This is a genomic window from Enterobacter adelaidei (assembly GCF_041937165.1).
GTDB lineage: Bacteria > Pseudomonadota > Gammaproteobacteria > Enterobacterales > Enterobacteriaceae > Enterobacter > Enterobacter adelaidei.
Genome location: NZ_CP154353.1, coordinates 2,189,554 through 2,203,312 on the forward strand (window position 1 = coordinate 2,189,554; position 13,759 = coordinate 2,203,312).

The window sequence follows — 13,759 nt, forward strand, 5'->3', positions numbered from 1 at the left end:
TTTGCGTTTCTTTACAGGAATAGCAATAACCCTATATTTCACAAGATTATTTTGCGGGCTCGTTTAGAGACGGTTCGATTTTCAATCATCCCGTAAAGTTATCATTTCAGTGCGTAATTATCGCGCTGGACAGGACGTAGCATTATGAAGACACATCCACAGTACGAACCCTGGCTGCAGGGCATGTTCGTCATCGCGAAGCATTATCGGCTGGATTTTTCTGCGGAGCATGTTCGGGTCACCATTAATCATGAAAGTCAGTCTCCGCGCCAGCTGGTGCTGGAGGAGATGGCACGCCAGCTTGGGCTGGGGATGCGTATGGTCGCGGCAGATGCCGTATCCCTTGACCCGTGGCGCTTGCCGATGCTGGCGGAATTCACCGGCGGGCAAATCGCGGTGATCGCTCGCATGGACGGTGAAGGTAATGTCAGTCTGCAGTTCAGCGGTGACGGAGGTCTGGAGACAACGCTAACGCGTGAGGAGCTAGGGTCACGGTTAACAGGACTAATGGTGCTGCGCCCGCTTGAATCCGCGCCGGATGCCCGCGTGGATGACTACATCAAACCGTATGAAAAAAACTGGTTCTGGCAACTGGCGCTGAAGGACTGGCGACGCTACAGCGACATTATGCTGGTGGCGCTGGTCGCTAACGTGCTGGCGCTTTCCGGCATGGTTTTCTCCATGCAGGTCTACGACAGGGTGGTACCGTCGCAGTCTGAAGCCACGCTGTGGGTGCTGTTTGGTGGCGTGATGATTGCCATCGTGTTTGAATTCATCATGCGTATGCTGCGCGTGCATATCTCTGACGTGGTGGGGAAGCGTGCCGATCTGCGCATCTCCGAACGCGTTTTTGCCCATGCGCTAAGGATTAAAAACGGCGCGCGCTCTAAATCAACCGGATCGTTTATAGCCCAGATCCGCGAGCTGGAGTCGGTGCGCGAGCTCATCACCTCCACCACCATTGCGGCACTTTCCGATCTGCCGTTTTTCCTGCTGTTCGTCTTCATCCTGTGGATGATTGGCGGTCCACTGGTGCTGGTGGTTCTGCTCGCCGTACCGTTGCTGCTCATTCCGGGTCTGCTGGTGCAGCGTCCGCTGGGTAAACTCTCCAGTGAGGGGATGCGCGAATCCGCCATTCGTAACGCCACGCTGGTTGAAGCGGTGCAGGGCATTGAAGACATCAAGCTGATGCGCGCCGAGCAGCGTTTCCAGAACCAGTGGAATAACACCAACGACGTTGCCGCCAGCGTCGGAATGAAGCAGCGCTGGCTGACGGGCCTGCTGCTCACCTGGACGCAGGAGGTGCAGTCGATTGTCTATGCGGTGGTACTGCTGGTGGGCTGTTATCTGGTGATCAGCGGCGACATGACCACCGGTGCGCTGGTGGGGACCTCGATTCTGGCATCGCGCACAATTGCGCCGCTGTCGCAGATCTCAGGCGTGCTCTCGCGCTGGCAGTCGGCAAAAGTGGCCCGCAAGGGGCTGGACGACCTGATGCAGCGTCCGATTGACGATCCGCAGAACGGCAAAAAGGTGCACAAAGCGCACCTGCGCGGCGACTACAGGCTTGAGGACGTCGGGTTTTACTACGACGAAGAAGAGAAGCTCACCGTGCTTAACATCAGCAAGCTGCAGATCCGTGCCGGAGAACGGGTTGCGGTGCTGGGGCGAAATGGTTCCGGTAAAAGCACGCTGTTACAGCTTCTGGCGGGTATGCAGGAGCCGCAGCAGGGGAGCATTCTGCTGGACGATATTGCCCTGAACCATCTTGATCCGGCCGACGTGCGTCGTGATATGCAGTTGCTCAGCCAGCAGGCGCGCCTGTTCTTTGGCTCGGTGCGTGACAACATCCTGATGGGGAACCCGCTCGCCACTGACGATGAAATTCATCATGCGCTGGTCAACAGCGGTGCGCTGGAGTTTGTGCGCAAACAGAAAATGGGGTTGAACACCATCATCAACGAGGGAGGCACGGGGCTATCGGGCGGCCAGCGCCAGGCGCTGTTGTTGGCGCGCGCCCTGATCACCTCACCGCATATCCTGCTGCTGGATGAGCCTACCGCCTGGCTGGATGAAGTGAGCGAGAAGCAGTTTATTCAACATCTTCACAAGTGGCTGGGTAAACGCCGGACGTTGGTTGTGGCAACTCACCGCTTGCCTATTCTGGACCTGGTCGACCGTATCATTGTGCTGGAAAACGGTAAGGTGGTGATGGACGGTCCACGTGACGCGATCCTGCATCAGCACGGTATGGCACCGCAAAAAGCGGCTCAGCGCACCGTGACCATGAAACCGGCAGCGGTGGCAGAGGAGGGCGCGGCATGAATGATTTCTCACGTTTCAATAGTCGTCTGAAGGAGCCGCGCTTACCGTGTTCGTCCCTGGTGGCATGGTCGCTGTTCGCCCTGCTGGCGGTGTTTATCATCTGGGCGAGTCTTTTCCAGCTTGATGAAGTCACTACCGGCAACGGCAAAGTTATACCTTCATCGCATGAGCAGGTGATTCAGTCTCTTGAGGGCGGCATTATTCACAGCCTGATGGTGCGCGAAGGTGACATTGTTGAACGCGGTCAGCAGCTTGCGCAGCTTGACCGGACCAAAACCGAGTCAAGCGTGCTGGAGAGTGAGTCTCGTCTGAATGCCGCGTTGGCAACGGCTGCGCGCCTGAAGGCCGAAGTGAACGATACGGAGCTCGCGTTTCCTGAGGAACTGGATGACGACGTTGAGCTGGTCAAGCAGGAAACAGCGCTTTACCAGTCCCGTCGCGAGAGTCTGGAAAAAGGGCTGGCTGGTTTGCGTCAGGGGGCAGAACTGGTGCAGCGAGAGCTGTCGTTAACCCGACCACTGGTGACCCAGGGTGCGGCCAGCAAGGTTGAGGTATTACGTCTTGAGCGTCAAAAAAATGAGCTTGAGAATAAAATCACCGAGATGAAAAATCAATACTACGTTCGCGCCCGTGAAGAGCTGGCAAAAGCGAATGCGGAAATTGAAGCCCAGCGTTCGGTGATGAAGGGACGCGAGGATTCCCTGACAAGGCTGACCTTCAATGCGCCGGTTCGCGGGATTGTTAAGGATATTGACGTTACAACCGTTGGTGGCGTTATTCCCCCCAACGGCAAACTGATGAGTCTGGTTCCGCTGGACGATCAGATGGTGGTTGAGGCGAAAATCTCACCGCGTGATGTGGCCTTTATCCATCCAGGCCAGAAAGCGCTGGTAAAAATTACGGCCTATGACTACTCCATTTACGGTGGGCTGGAAGGAGACGTGACCATGATTTCCCCGGACACCTTACAGGATGAAGTGAAAAGAGACGTCTACTATTATCGCGTTTACATCCGTACCGACAATAACCATCTGACCAATAAGCAAGGCAAAGAATTTCCGGTCTTTCCGGGCATGATAGCCACGGTTGATATTAAAACGGGCAGTAAAACTATTCTGGATTATCTGTTGAAACCATTGAATAAAGCGAAAGAGGCGTTACGAGAGCGATAGGCGAATGGCGTTCGGAACACCGAACGCCTCCTGAGTTAAGCGGTTGACGTCACGTGATGACCGTGGCGGCGATCTTTAGGAACAACGTTAATGTAATGCGTGACATATGCAAAATATAATCCGGCATAATTTTCAACGAGTTCGATAAACGCCGGGTATATCGACATACGCCCATCACCGCGATCTTTCAGATAGCCTGCCTCTTGTGCCGATTTGATGATTCGGTTGACGTGAATTCTTGAAACAAAAAATTCTTTTGCGAGTGTGCTTGCTGAATACTCAATAGTTGCACCATGGGCAGATTTGTTTTTTATGGCCTGCAGGTATAGATAGAGCATAATCATTCGACCGCCATCTTTATCGATGAATAATCCCACTTCAGGCAAAACCTTTCTGAACGTTAATCCCCGAAATAGATATTCTGCTGCGCGACGGAAAAAATTATTTCTCAACACGTCATTATCCAAAAGGTTAACGTCAATATTAAATGCCGGATAAAGAATGCTGACCGGCAAAAAAGCCCCGGACATATATCGCTTTAGTTCATTCAGGCCTTTTTCAGTTGGCGCTATTCTCGTTTTGCGTCTGTCTTCCGTGCAGCGCCAGGTGCTGATGCGCCCGGTGGTTCTGAGTATCGTAATGATTGCAATAACGCTGTTGGGGCTGGCTATTTTATAGCGAGAACATAACTCTTTTATTTCCGATACAGATTCAGCCTGATTTCCAAAAATAAAACAACACATGGAAAGGATAATGTTAAATCGTGATTCCTGCAGCATTGTTTTGTAGAACAAAGGTTGTTTTTTGTAGATGGTGTCATTAATGGTGTAGTGCTCTAATATTGCCTCACTGAATCGCGGATTGTTCTTTATAACATCCCTTCGATGTAGCAAGGCCCTGGATGAGATATGATTATCCATAGCGTATTTCTCGTATTTGAATGAGCCGATAGATGAAGTATCCAGCCTTCTTTTTCGGAATTTTCATTATACCCTGAGAATGAAACATTTACCGTGGTTATTTGAAAAGAAAAGTATATTTGCACGTTGTGTGGCGTGAAGTGATTAACGCAAAGATGTTCCGGTGAGGACTGTTTCTTACCCTGTTGTTGTACGGTAAAATTAATACTCACATCAGGTGCATGACATTTTATGCATTCACAAATGGAAATGGCGCGTTGGTGCCCAGGAGCAGGTTATGACCCAAAAAATTTCTCTCAGAAATGGGGCTTGCGATGACCAAAAGTTTGTCATCTCAGCCTGCGGCTTCACATTTCAGGGATATCGTCTGATCCTGGAAAAATACGGGATAGAGGCATCGCTTATTCGCTTTGTTGGGGATGAGATATCGCAACAAGACAGAAAAAATATTCTTATAAATCAGAGTGCTCACATTGTGGTGTTCCTCGGGAAAGGTATTGTCAATCTCCTTGAGAGTCTGAAACGCCTGGCATCCGTACTTAATTCGCTACCCGTTATTCAACGTGTTACTCTGTATGGTGATATACCAGACAGCTGGCTGTATCGCACCCTGGGTAGCCTTTTAAATAGCAGCCGTCAGTTATCGCTGATTCGCATAGCCAGCGTGTCTGATATAATAGGCTCCATCAGCATGCATGATAATATATTTAAGGATGGTTCTCGTTTATTGCGGGATCACTCTCTGGATTATTCTGCTAAAGGAAATTTTAAATGGCTAACCCGAAGGGAGGTTGATGTTTTATTAAGTTTCTACCGGGGTATGTCCGTAAAAGAATTGTGCGATACAATGGGGTTGTCTAATAAAACGGTATATACTCACCGAAAGGAAGGTGTTCAAAAATTACATTTAATCAAGCAATGGGTAAACGATCCACACAATTTCAATGTGGGTGAAAGTATTAAGCGAAAAAATCAAAAGACAGACTTTACGAAAAAGGAAACAGAGATTTTTAACGCACTGCTTAAGCGGGAGATCTTCCCTGTGTACCAGATCATTACCGACCATAACAAAAAAGGGGTTGGTTTTGAAATACTTATTCGCTGGAATAAAAATGGTAAAATCGTCAAGCCAGTCAGTTTTTTGGCTGATATTTCAAATAATGAAATATGGCTAAAGATTACGGCGTTAGTTATCCATGCTGCCGTGTCAGGTATTAATAAATATAACGGGAAATATTATTTTTCAGTTAATATACCACCCCGACTGGCTTCCGGGAATGCATTGCCTGATATGGCAAAGAAAGCTATCGACATGCTACTCAAACCGCGGTGGGCCGAAAATTTAGTCTTTGAATTTGCGGAGGATATTGATGTCACGAAGGACACCAGGATCCCTGAAACTATGCGGCATTTACGGAGTACGGGATGTCGATTATTTTTGGATGACTGCTTCTCTAACCATCAAACCATGTTCCCGGTGCGACAGGTACATTTTGATGGGCTCAAACTAGACAAGGACATTGTTGAGCATTTCGTGGCAAATGACAATGACTATCACCTTATTAAAGCGATACAACTTTATAGCGATATGACCGGGACGGATTGCATTGCAGAGGGAGTTGATAGCGAAGAAAAGTTTGAGAAATTAGCTGCCCTGGGCGTCAAAAACTTTCAGGGGTATTATTTATCTCGTGCTGTGAAAGAAGATGAGTTAGACCGCATGGTACGGTTATTTAGCTAGTAAGGAAAATAAAGCCCCGAAGGGCCTTGAGTTATTTTCGACCCAGCAGCAGGCCGAGCACAATACCGACAGCACCAGCGGCGATTAGGCCGGTGAGAGGGTTGTTTCTGACCGCTTCGGTGACATCGGAGACCGCATCGCTGGCCTGCGCGGCATATTTTTTCGCGGCACCTTTTATCTGATGTTTTGGTGAGTCAACGAATTCACCAAACTGCTGCTGCGCTGAACCTGCGAGTTCATCAAGTTTATTTTTTGCTTTGTCTTCAGCAAACTGGGTATTTTTATCAGTACCGAAATCAGACATTTTTGCCTCCTTTTGTTGATAGTTAAAGGATAGCCGCTCTTTGTAGAGGTGCGAGACGAAAGGCTAAATTCGGCACCTGACAGGATGGTTTTCGGATATATCTCTATATCGGGAACCCGTTATTTCTCATTGTCATCCTGACCGTAATAGAGCTTCCCAATGCGGATCAACGGGCGGCCCTGAGACTTACGATGCAGGTTACTGTCCCTGAGAGAATAAACGCATCCGCAATATTCCTGCTGGTAAAACTGTTCACGCTTGCTGATCTCTATCATGCGTGAGGATCCGCCCTGTTTGCGCCAGTTATAGTCCCAGTAAACCATACCTGGATAGCGTGCAGCCACACGCTGACCGCAGTCATTTATCTGCTGCATGTTCTTCCAGCGGGAGATACCCAGCGAGCTGCAGATGACGCTGAATCCATTTTCTGCCGCATAGAGCGCCGTTCGCTCGAAGCGCATATCGAAGCACATAGTGCAGCGCACGCCGCGCTCGGGCTCCCACTCCATGCCTTTAGCACGCTCAAACCAGTTATCGGTGTCGTAATCGGCATCAACAAACGGCACACCGTGTTTTTCCGCAAACCGAATATTTTCCTCCTTGCGAATGAGGTATTCCTTTTGCGGATGGATATTGGGGTTATAGAAAAAAATCGTGTATTCAATGCCAGAAGCCTGAATAGCCTCCATCACTTCACCCGAGCAGGGGGCACAGCAGGAGTGCAGCAGCAGTTTTTCGGCACCGTCTGGCAGGGTAAGTTGCGGGCGGATAAAAGGAACTGTCGTCATGATGTTCTGCATTATGTTTATGAAATTTATGGAAGAGTAGCATAAATTCATAAACTGTAGAGAAGGGAGCAACGCAGATAAGAATAATCCCGCGGGGCGGGATTATTCTCGGGTAAATCGTGCTGCTATTCGGCAAATTTGAGTAGTGCTTCGCCATCAAGACGATAGCGGATCCATTCGGACTGTGGCAGCGCGCCAATACTCAGGTAAAAGTCGATAGCAGGCTGGTTCCAGTCCAGCACGCTCCACTCAAGACGACCGCACTGTCGTTTTACCGCGAGCTGCGCGATATGTCTCAGCAGCGCTCTGCCTGCACCTTTACCGCGATATTCCGGAGAAACGTACAGGTCTTCCATATAAATCCCGTTGCGCCCGAGCCAGGTTGAATAACTGGTGAAGTACACGGCATAGCCGGCGATCTTGCCTTCACACTCCGCGATCAATGCTTCGGTTTTGGTATCTGCGACAAAGAGCGTTTTCCGGATCTCCTCCGGTGTAGTAACCACTTCTTCCGGCGCTTTTTCATACACTGCCAGTTCATAGATCATGGCGTAAATGGCCGCCGCATCTTCGGGGCGTGCCTGACGAATGGTGATGCTCATTGTTTTCCCTGCTTTTAGCGTGCGTCTTGATTGATGGCGTTAAGCATACGGAGTATTGTCCGTAGAATTAAGTGCAATGAAATCAATATATGATGAATATTATGCATCCGGTACTGAGGCGGCTTGATTTAAACCTGCTGCCCGTTTTCGACGCGATTTACCGTCACCGCTCCGTTCGGCTGGCCGCTGACGAGTTGGCGATGAGCACATCCGCGCTCAGCCATGCGCTGTCGCGTTTGCGCGTCACCCTGAATGACCCGCTGTTTTTTCGCGAAGGACATAGTATGTCTCCCAGTGTGTATGCCTCTCAGCTCGCGCCTTCGATTGCTTCCGCACTGTCGTTCCTGAATCATGAGCTGACCCCGCAGCTGGAGTTTGATGCAGCCAGCAGTACAGAGAGCTTGCAGATTGCGATAACGGATTTTACCGCGCTTTGCATTTTTCCTGCTCTCATGCACAAGCTGCAGCTTACTGCGCCGGGTTTACGATTTGAATTGCGCTATCTGCCGCACAGCCCGGCGCTGACGGAGCTGCTGGCGGGTGAGGTGGATCTGGCGCTGGGCTTTAGCACGCCGGATGATATCCGCCATCCGGAACTGGAAGAGATCGGCTGGTTTAAAGATGAGTATGTGGTCATCAGCAACGCAAGCCGGACGCGGCTTACGCTGGAGGATTATCTCGCGGCCCGGCATCTGGTGGTGACCCCGTGGAATGAGAAGAAGGGCGTGCTGGACGTGCGGCTTGAGCAGTTGGGCTATACCCGACAAATCGCGATCAAAACGCCGTCGATGCTCAGCGCGCCGTTTATCGTAGCGGAAAGCGACCTGCTGATGGCGATCCCCCGATATGCTGCTGAAAAGCTGATTGCGACAGCGGATCTCAGAATTTTTGCACTACCGTTCCCGATACACGCGTTCGAAGTGAAAATTTACTCACATAAACGCAGCGGGCAGCGGGGTGCGACCCGATGGCTTAAGCAGGAACTGCAGTCGCTAGCGCAGACTGGTAGGGACGTTTAGGCCGGGTAAGCGCAGCTACCCGGCCGATATAGCGGTCAATGAGGTTTAGTCATTTTAACGGCAGGTAGATATCCGTTTGCAGCGCATGTTCCGGCACCTCGTGAATAAAGTTGAGGTAGTGGAAAAATACCGGGGCATCGCGCAGCGTTTCGCCGCTGGCCGGTAGCCAGTCGCGAAACATCACCCATACCGTGGCGGAAATGTTATCCAGCGAACCTGTGTGACGCCCGACGGCGTATCGACCACCGTCGATTTCACCACTGGAAGCCCCGAAGTCATTTTCTGGTATCGCTTCAGAGATACTGCCGCAAATATCGAAACGAAAGGCGTCTGCGGGTGTGGTTGCCGGGTCATCCCAGGCAATGCCAAAGGTGCTGCTTTCGTGTACGGGTGATAAGCCCGAGGTTTTACGCCAGGCAATAAATTTCGCCGCGCTGTCATTAACCCTATCCGGGCTGCCACGGTGCTGCAGCACTGCCACTCGGGTCTGTGGGAAATCGACAATCTTAATTTCCATTGTTTTTTGCTCCTGAAAGGTCATTTTCGGTACGCGCTGGTGCCAGCTCAGCCAGTCCGGCTGTTGCCGAAACTGACGGGGGCTTTTTCCAAATGCGTTTCTGAAGGCGCGGCTGAACGATTCGGGGTTCTGGAATCCGGCATCAAGCGCAATATCAATCACCTTATCCTGTGGATTAAACGCCAGTCGCCACGAAGCACGACGGAGGCGTAACCACTGGATATAGCGATACAGCGGCTGGCCGCTGAATGCCAGAAACTGCCGGTGAAAATGATAAGGCGAAGAGCAGGCTAACGAGCTGAGCTTCTCCAGCGTGAGCGGCTCATCGAGATGGTGGGCGATATAGTCGCACACCATCGTGAAGCGCTCGCGGTAGACCGTTTTGATTGCATCGTTCATTGCATCCTCCTGATGACCTACTTTGCCGGACCGGCCAGTTATGATCCTGACCGATCTTGCTAATTATGGAGAAGTTATACTGGCCGCATATCGTTGTGCGGCAGCAATCGCCCTGTCATCAAAAATATACTGTTCGAAATGATGGCTCGTATCGGTGACGCGATAAATTTTCCATTTACCGTCTTCATTGCGCAGATACACGTTTAACCGCTGTTTTTGCCCATTACCTGCACCCAGCCCGACGTTAACAACTTTTCCGGACACTGAGTTTATTGCGTTGCTTACGCTCAGGTCAGGGATCCACTCCGCGGCATAGTCTTGTGTATAGGTAAAATAATCAGAACCGATAATTTCCTGCTCATTGAGAGAAAGAATTTTCTTCAGACGGAAGAGCGTGTCGCGCGCAATATACTCACGCATTTTTGGTGAATCGAGATTATCTTCATGGGTATCTGTAACGAAGGCCGTGAGGTAGAACGAATAAAAATCATTGATACGTTTTTCCGGCGAATCCATCTGTGCTGAACATCCCGTCAATAACAGGCACATCAAAAGAACGTTACGCATCAGTTTTTCCTGTAAATTTTGTAAGAAGGGCGCGCAGAACGATATCCCGGACCACCCCACATATCTCTTTGTCTGAAATCTGAGTACCAGGTAGTGCCGTCGTAAATTGCCATGTGACCCGCAGGATTACCGCCATCATAGGGCTGAATAACAACCACATCGCCTTCCTGTAATGTTTCGCCTTGTCCTAAAATTCGAAAACCTGCCCGTTCAATATTACCGCCGTAATCTTTTGCGTTAGGTGCATTGCCAATATCCACGCCACCTGCACGTATAGCCTTACGCGTAAATTCTCCACAGCGTTTTTGCGAGGAAGTACCGGCATTCTGTCGTGCATACAGGGCCGCTGCGTGTTTGTTCCATGCCATGTGTTAACTCCTGTTGTAGATGAAAGTGTCACTAAACAACGAGAGTTTCAATCCGATTAGGCAAATAATGCTATTGAAAAATTATATATTTCAGCGGGTTATTGGTTTTTGTATTTGATATGTGTAGTTAATCAAATGCTTAAAATGATCTGTTGTTATCACAATCCAAAATGGAAGGTTTACATCGCCTGGTAAATACAATTACGCCCTCATATGTAAGGTGAAAGTCATCAGTCTAACTTAAATTTTATGACAAAATAAGAGCTTCTGATGGTGGGGGTATAAAGAACGAAGTCCAAATCAAACATTATTTATCATTTCCACATGTTCGCGATAGAACTCTTTAACCCAAGTTAGATAAATGAGATACGCTCTATTAAAACTTTATCTGCTTAAACCAGATAGAAAAAGTAACTAGCACGAAAGCGAGTTGTGAGGCGCGAGAATGTGCTGGACGAGGAAATTTTTATATGTTGCAGTCTGAATTATGTAAAATATGTGACAGAAAAATTATTGGGCCTGCAAAAGCATTTTTTCATTTGGTTCACAATTCCATCATGCCCATTAGGATGTTATCTTAGTTCCTCATCATCATACAGACGTAAGGATAATCTATGTCTTGGCAAGGCGTACCATTCAAGCTTCTTGAAGCCGGCAGTGTTGAACAGCTTTTTTTGAAACTAACGTCTCTTCCTAAAATAACTATCGACACGCCTACTGACTACAGTCAACTCTGGTTAACGGTTGGAGCTACTTTCCTTGGCGGTATCATTCCTGCACTGATTGCTTGGAGAACGTTTCACGTAAATGCAAAAAATGTAAGAAAAGAAAGAGATGAGCAGCAGCGGTTCTTAAAATCTGAAAGGGCAAAGCAACAGTTGTTTATGATGGGAGAGCGTGCTTCTCAATTTGCCTCATAGAAAGAAGAACGTGAAATACAAAAAATGCTAACCCAAAAGACAATTAATGCACAAGTTATTTCTGCTAACAGGCAGAAATGGATTAATGATTTTCGTGATAATATTGCTGAGTTTTGTTTGTTAATGTTCAATCACTACGATGCCCGTTCAGGCTATCTGATTACTGAGCGTAAGTTGCGGGTAATAACTGATATATATAAAGGCACTAATTACTCAGAGGATTTTAGAGCTCGTTATCAGGATGCAAGTGATGAATTTGCAAGTTGACTGGAGAGATCTCAATTAACTCACAATGGAATGGATAAAATGAAATTCCTTATACTTCTAAGTTTGAATCCTAAAGAAAAAGAAACTCACGAAATTAAACGATTGATGATTTTTTTAAAGACTTCAATAAATAGATTGGTTATTGATGAAGCTTCAGGTGGATTGGCTAATGTAACCGAAGTTTATACAGACTTATTAAATGGTTCAGAAGAATTAATGGAGGTAGTGGGGGGGATTCTTAAGAGAGAATGGGAAAGAGTGAAGTTATGTGAATAGACTAAAGCTTTTGTGAAGGCTAAATATTAGATTTAACAATTTAGAATTGATGCATGATAACCATGGAAAACGTAATGTTTACAGACAGTTGTTTGTGATAGTACCATACCCCCCTATAGTATCAGGAGGGCAAATGCCGCATTCACCCGAAGACAAAAAACGTATCCTTACCCGCGTCCGTCGCATTCGTGGGCAGGTCGATGCCCTTGAACGCGCGCTGGAGTCGGGCGATCCCTGTTTAGCCATCCTGCAGCAAATCGCCGCCGTGCGCGGTGCTGCCAATGGCCTGATGGGCGAAATGGTCGAGATTCACCTCAACGATGAGCTGGTGACGGGGGAAACAACGCCGGATCAGCGAGCCGTGCGCATGGCGGAAGTCGGCCATTTGCTGCGCTCTTATCTAAAATAAACCCACATACCTCACAATAAGGGAAGACAATATGAAATCTCGCGCTGCTGTCGCATTTGGCCCCGGCCAGCCGCTCAAAATCGTTGAAATCGACGTGGCACCGCCGAAGAAAGGCGAAGTGTTGATCAAAATAACCCATACCGGCGTATGTCATACCGATGCGTTTACGCTGTCGGGTGACGATCCGGAAGGCGTTTTCCCTGCGGTACTCGGTCATGAAGGGGGCGGGATTGTGGTAGAAGTGGGCGAGGGCGTGACCAGCCTGAAACCAGGGGATCACGTGATCCCGCTGTACACCGCGGAGTGCGGCGAGTGTAAGTTCTGTAAATCCGGTAAAACCAACCTCTGCCAGGCGGTTCGCGCCACTCAGGGCAAAGGGCTGATGCCGGACGGCACCACCCGTTTCTCTTATAACGGCGAGCCGGTTTATCACTACATGGGCACTAGCACCTTCAGCGAGTACACCGTTTGCGCGGAAATCTCGCTGGCGAAGGTGAACCCGCAGGCGCCGTTGGATAAAGTTTGCCTGCTGGGCTGCGGCGTGACCACCGGTATCGGCGCGGTGCATAACACGGCAAAGGTCAAAGAGGGCGATACCGTGGCGGTGTTCGGTCTCGGCGGCATTGGTCTGGCGGTGATTCAGGGCGCGGTTCAGGCGAAGGCCGGCCGTATCATCGCAGTCGACACCAATCCGGAGAAATTCAAGCTGGCGGGTGAAATGGGTGCGACCGATTTCGTGAACCCGAAAGATCACGAAAAACCGATTCAGGATGTCATCGTTGAGCTGACCGACGGCGGCGTTGACTTCAGCTTCGAGTGTATCGGCAACGTTAACGTCATGCGTTCTGCGCTGGAGTGCTGCCACAAAGGCTGGGGCGAGAGCATCATTATTGGGGTTGCCGGGGCGGGTCAGGAGATTAAAACTCGTCCATTCCAGCTGGTGACAGGTCGCGTGTGGCGCGGTTCCGCGTTTGGCGGCGTGAAAGGGCGTACTCAGCTCCCGGGTATGGTTGAAGATGCCATGGCCGGAAAAATCCAGCTCGACCCGTTCATCACCCATCGTTTGCCACTGGAGCAGATCAACGAAGCGTTTGATCTGATGCACGAAGGGAAATCCATCCGCACCGTTATTCATTTCGGCGACAAGTAATTCTTCTGCCAGCGG

At 49.4% G+C, this 13,759-nt stretch carries 16 protein-coding genes; 9 read left to right on the forward strand and 7 right to left on the reverse strand.

Annotated features, from left to right (window positions below; genetic code table 11):
• The first annotated feature begins 144 nt into the window (after positions 1-144).
• Together AAHF05_RS10660 and AAHF05_RS10665 are read left to right on the forward strand one after the other, a co-directional pair.
• A complete protein-coding gene (locus tag AAHF05_RS10660) occupies positions 145-2,325 on the forward strand; it encodes a type I secretion system permease/ATPase (protein ID WP_129324977.1) in 2,181 nt (726 codons plus the stop codon).
• Positions 2,322-3,497, forward strand: coding sequence for an HlyD family type I secretion periplasmic adaptor subunit (locus tag AAHF05_RS10665; RefSeq protein ID WP_129324978.1), 1,176 nt, complete (start codon positions 2,322-2,324; stop codon positions 3,495-3,497). The genes AAHF05_RS10660 and AAHF05_RS10665 overlap by 4 nt, the downstream gene beginning before the upstream one ends.
• Positions 3,498-3,532: 35 nt before the next feature.
• On the opposite strand, the gene AAHF05_RS10670 is transcribed toward AAHF05_RS10665, so the two are convergent.
• Entirely contained in the window at positions 3,533-4,417 is an 885-nt protein-coding gene (locus AAHF05_RS10670) for a MarR family transcriptional regulator (protein ID WP_129324979.1), read from the reverse strand.
• A gap of 277 nt (positions 4,418-4,694) precedes the next feature.
• Between AAHF05_RS10670 and AAHF05_RS10675 the strand changes: the two genes are divergently transcribed.
• A complete protein-coding gene (locus AAHF05_RS10675; protein ID WP_129324980.1) occupies positions 4,695-6,158 on the forward strand; it encodes an EAL domain-containing protein in 1,464 nt (487 codons plus the stop codon).
• Between the two features lie 31 nt (positions 6,159-6,189).
• Here the strand turns inward: AAHF05_RS10675 and AAHF05_RS10680 are convergent, their stop codons facing one another.
• The 3 genes from AAHF05_RS10680 to AAHF05_RS10690 form a co-directional block, all read right to left on the reverse strand.
• The gene (locus AAHF05_RS10680; RefSeq protein ID WP_028017472.1) at positions 6,190-6,462 is read right to left on the reverse strand and encodes a YqjD family protein; all 273 of its coding nucleotides are present in this window, start codon (positions 6,460-6,462) and stop codon (positions 6,190-6,192) included.
• Between the two features lie 119 nt (positions 6,463-6,581).
• The gene (locus AAHF05_RS10685; RefSeq protein WP_129324981.1) at positions 6,582-7,250 is read right to left on the reverse strand and encodes an epoxyqueuosine reductase QueH; all 669 of its coding nucleotides are present in this window, start codon (positions 7,248-7,250) and stop codon (positions 6,582-6,584) included.
• 125 nt (positions 7,251-7,375) lie between these two features.
• Positions 7,376-7,852, reverse strand: a complete 477-nt coding sequence (locus AAHF05_RS10690; RefSeq protein ID WP_129324982.1) for a GNAT family N-acetyltransferase — start codon at positions 7,850-7,852, stop codon at positions 7,376-7,378.
• An 89-nt stretch (positions 7,853-7,941) separates the two neighbouring features.
• Between AAHF05_RS10690 and AAHF05_RS10695 the strand changes: the two genes are divergently transcribed.
• Positions 7,942-8,871 carry a LysR family transcriptional regulator gene (locus tag AAHF05_RS10695; RefSeq protein WP_129324983.1) on the forward strand — a complete coding sequence of 310 codons (930 nt, stop codon included), beginning with the start codon at positions 7,942-7,944 and terminating at the stop codon, positions 8,869-8,871.
• A gap of 49 nt (positions 8,872-8,920) precedes the next feature.
• Here AAHF05_RS10695 and AAHF05_RS10700 read toward each other — a convergent pair whose 3' ends face one another.
• The 3 genes from AAHF05_RS10700 to AAHF05_RS10710 all read right to left on the reverse strand — a co-directional run bounded on the left by AAHF05_RS10700 (position 8,921) and on the right by AAHF05_RS10710 (position 10,722).
• Entirely contained in the window at positions 8,921-9,787 is an 867-nt protein-coding gene (locus AAHF05_RS10700; RefSeq protein ID WP_129324984.1) for a GyrI-like domain-containing protein, read from the reverse strand.
• Between the two features lie 63 nt (positions 9,788-9,850).
• On the reverse strand, positions 9,851-10,354 hold the full coding sequence (locus tag AAHF05_RS10705) for a YbjP/YqhG family protein (RefSeq protein ID WP_129324985.1): 504 nt from the start codon (positions 10,352-10,354) through the stop codon (positions 9,851-9,853).
• Positions 10,354-10,722, reverse strand: a complete 369-nt coding sequence (locus AAHF05_RS10710; RefSeq protein ID WP_129324986.1) for an NlpC/P60 family protein — start codon at positions 10,720-10,722, stop codon at positions 10,354-10,356. Before AAHF05_RS10710 ends, AAHF05_RS10705 begins: the two co-directional genes overlap by 1 nt.
• A 614-nt stretch (positions 10,723-11,336) precedes the next feature.
• On the opposite strand from AAHF05_RS10710, the gene AAHF05_RS10715 reads away from it, so the two are divergent.
• From AAHF05_RS10715 to AAHF05_RS10735, 5 genes are all read left to right on the forward strand, one after another.
• Positions 11,337-11,642, forward strand: coding sequence for a hypothetical protein (locus tag AAHF05_RS10715; RefSeq protein ID WP_129324987.1), 306 nt, complete (start codon positions 11,337-11,339; stop codon positions 11,640-11,642).
• 24 nt (positions 11,643-11,666) lie between these two features.
• Positions 11,667-11,909: a hypothetical protein gene (locus AAHF05_RS10720; protein WP_374936462.1), complete on the forward strand. Its 243-nt coding sequence runs from the start codon at positions 11,667-11,669 to the stop codon at positions 11,907-11,909.
• A gap of 39 nt (positions 11,910-11,948) precedes the next feature.
• The gene (locus AAHF05_RS10725) at positions 11,949-12,185 is read left to right on the forward strand and encodes a hypothetical protein (RefSeq protein WP_374936463.1); all 237 of its coding nucleotides are present in this window, start codon (positions 11,949-11,951) and stop codon (positions 12,183-12,185) included.
• Between the two features lie 133 nt (positions 12,186-12,318).
• Positions 12,319-12,594, forward strand: coding sequence for a metal/formaldehyde-sensitive transcriptional repressor (locus AAHF05_RS10730; RefSeq protein ID WP_028017469.1), 276 nt, complete (start codon positions 12,319-12,321; stop codon positions 12,592-12,594).
• A 31-nt stretch (positions 12,595-12,625) separates the two neighbouring features.
• Positions 12,626-13,744, forward strand: a complete 1,119-nt coding sequence (locus AAHF05_RS10735; protein ID WP_029740540.1) for an S-(hydroxymethyl)glutathione dehydrogenase/class III alcohol dehydrogenase — start codon at positions 12,626-12,628, stop codon at positions 13,742-13,744.
• The last annotated feature ends 15 nt before the right edge of the window (positions 13,745-13,759 follow it).